This is a genomic window from Micromonospora sp. 4G55, from assembly GCF_016803375.1.
Map to the genome: position 1 here is coordinate 1 of NZ_JAEVHN010000782.1, position 2,613 is coordinate 2,613.

Here is a 2,613-nt window from a genome sequence, read left to right on the forward strand (position 1 = left end):
AGGTCGGCACCCGCGCCGGTGACCAGGGTGAGCAGCGCGTGCCGCCCGGCCGGGTAGGTGATCACGGAGCCGGTGGCCGTGTGCACCACGACTCCCGGAAGCCGCCGCCGCGCACGGTGTGGGCGACCTGGTGCCCCACCCCGAAACTCACCGCGGCGAGGGCGGCCAGGTGGGTCGCGTCGGTGGTCGGCAGGTCGCTGGAGATGAGCATCCCGTCGCGCCCGCCCAGCACCGTGCCGGCCACCTCGGGGCGGCGTCGGCGCAGCCTCCGCAGCTCCGCGTCCATCACCGTGTCAACGTGCACGAGCGTCCCCCGTTCGTCGCGTTCCGGTCGTCGGTGTCACGTACCGCTCCCGGCACGTTACCGAAGGCCACGCCGCGCCCGCGATCCCGTGACGGTCGGCAATCGGTCGACAACTGTCGTCTGATCGGCGGTTGCGGACCCGCCATGCGACGTTCGCCGGCGCACTCCGCGGGCCACCCGGGCGTAACCTGGGCTCCCGCGATCAGTTGCGTACGACCGGCGAAGGGTGGCCGCATGACCAGCGTCTGGGAGAGCTTGACCGTCGACGCCCGGGACCCGTCCCGGCTGGCCCACTGGTGGGCCGAGGCGCTGGGCTACCAGGTGATCGCGGAGAAGCCGGACGAGGTGGAGATCCGCCAGTCGCGCGACCGGCTGCCCGGCATCGTCTTCGTCCCGGTCGCCGACGGCAAGGAGACCAAGAACCGGCTCCACCTCGACCTGCGCCCGGCCGACCAGGAGGCCGAGGTCGAGCGGCTGGTCGACATGGGGGCCCGGCACGTCGACGTCGGCCAGGGCGACGCCTCCTGGACGGTGCTCGCCGACCCGGAGGGCAACGAGTTCTGCGTGCTGCGACAGCAGGGCTGAGGGGTGCGTGACGCCGACCCGGCCGGGCCGTGGGACGCGGCCGACGCGCGGCGTCGGGTCGACGAGGCGCCCAAGGACACCGGCTACGGCCGGTCGCCGTACGAGCGGGACCGGGCCCGGGTGCTGCACTCGGCCGCCTTCCGGCGGCTGGCCGCCAAGACCCAGGTGCACGTCGCCGGCACCGACGACTTCCTGCGTACCCGGCTGACGCACTCGCTGGAGGTGGCCCAGATCGCCCGGGAGATGGGCGCCCGGCTGGGCTGCGACCCGGACGTGGTGGACACCGCCGGGCTGGCGCACGACCTCGGCCACCCGCCCTTCGGGCACAACGGCGAGGACGCCCTCGACCGGCTCGCCGCGCCCTGCGGCGGGTTCGAGGGCAACGCCCAGACGCTGCGCGTGCTGACCCGGCTGGAGGCCAAGGTGGTCGGCCCGGACGGCGTACCCGCCGGGCTCAACCTCACCCGGGCCTCGCTCGACGCGGTCGGCAAGTACCCGTGGCCCCGGCAGCCGGGACTGCGCAAGTTCGGGGTGTACGACGACGACCGGCCGGTCTTCGACTGGCTGCGCGAGGGCGTACCCGCGGGGGACGGCGGCGGCCCGCCCGGCGGCGCGCGGCGCTGCCTGGAGGCCCAGGTGATGGACTGGGCCGACGACGTCGCCTACTCGGTGCACGACGTGGAGGACGGCATCCACGGCGGGTACCTCTCGCTGCGGCCCCTGCTCGACGACCCGGACGAGCGGGCCGCCCTCTGCGTCGACGTGGCCGCCGTCTACTCCGGCGAGTCCCCGGCCGACCTCGGCGAGGTGCTGGTCGACCTGCTCGACGAGCCGGAGCTCGCCGTGCTCGCCGGGTACGACGGCAGCCACCGCGCGCAGGTCGCGCTGAAGGCCACCGCCAGCGTGCTGACCGGCCGGTTCGTCTCCGCCGTGGTGACCGCCACCCGGGAGCGGTTCGGCCCGGGCCCGCACCGCCGGTACGCCGCCGACCTGGTGGTGCCGCGTCGGGTCCGGGCCCAGTGCGCGCTGCTGAAGGGGATCGCCTGGCGCTACGTGATGAACCGTCCGGGCGCCGGCCCCCGGTACGACCGGCAGCGAGAGGTCCTCGCCGAGCTGGTCGGCGTGCTGGGCGAGCGGGCGCCGGACGCGCTCGACCCGGTCTTCGCGCCGCTGTGGCGGGCCGCCCCGGACGACGCCGCCCGGCTGCGGGTGGTGGTCGACCAGGTGGCGTCGCTCACCGACCCGGCGGCGGTGGCCTGGCACGACCGGCTGGTCCGGCGGGTGAGTCGCTCTCCCGACCCGGGGCCCCGCGACGACTTAGGCTAGCCTAAGTGGCATGACGGAGCGCCCCAAGAAGGTCACGTCCGCCCGGGTCCTGCGGACCGAGCGGCCCACCCCGCACCTGATCCGCCTGGTCCTGGGCGGGGAGGAGCTGGCCGGGCTGCCGGTCGGGGAGTACACCGACCACTACATCAAGATCGTCTTCCCGGCGCCCGGGGTCGACCACCCCAGGCCGCTGGACCTGGCCGCGATCCGTCGTGACCTGCCCCGCGACCAGTGGCCCCGGCTGCGCGCGTACACCGTCCGCGCCTGGGACCCGCTGGCCGGCGAACTCACCGTGGACGTGGTGCACCACGGCGACGAGGGGCTGGCCGGGCCCTGGGCGGCCCGGCTGCGCCCCGGCGACGAGGTGCTCTTCACCGGCCCGGGTGGGGCGTACGCGC

General features: G+C 75.4%; 4 protein-coding genes. 3 read left to right on the top strand and 1 reads right to left on the bottom strand.

Annotation, left to right across the window (positions count from 1 at the left end):
* Positions 1-61: 61 nt before the first annotated feature.
* Complete coding sequence (locus JNW89_RS34095; RefSeq protein WP_238452165.1) at positions 62-304, bottom strand: roadblock/LC7 domain-containing protein; 243 nt, start codon at positions 302-304, stop codon at positions 62-64.
* 234 nt (positions 305-538) lie between these two features.
* Between JNW89_RS34095 and JNW89_RS34100 the strand changes: the two genes are divergently transcribed.
* From JNW89_RS34100 to JNW89_RS34110, 3 genes are all read left to right on the top strand, one after another.
* Positions 539-889 (top strand): VOC family protein, encoded by a 351-nt coding sequence (locus JNW89_RS34100; protein WP_210777301.1) that lies wholly within the window; start codon positions 539-541, stop codon positions 887-889.
* A gap of 3 nt (positions 890-892) precedes the next feature.
* Positions 893-2,215: a deoxyguanosinetriphosphate triphosphohydrolase gene (locus tag JNW89_RS34105; protein ID WP_238452166.1), complete on the top strand. Its 1,323-nt coding sequence runs from the start codon at positions 893-895 to the stop codon at positions 2,213-2,215.
* A 10-nt stretch (positions 2,216-2,225) separates the two neighbouring features.
* A partial coding sequence (locus JNW89_RS34110; protein WP_238452167.1) for a siderophore-interacting protein occupies positions 2,226-2,613 on the top strand: 388 nt, incomplete at its 3' end.

What these genes read in the sequence shown, in the direction of transcription:
- JNW89_RS34100 (WP_210777301.1), top strand. Translation starts at nt 539, where the DNA reads ATGACCAGCGTCTGGGAGAGCTTGACCGTCGACGCCCGGGACCCGTCC.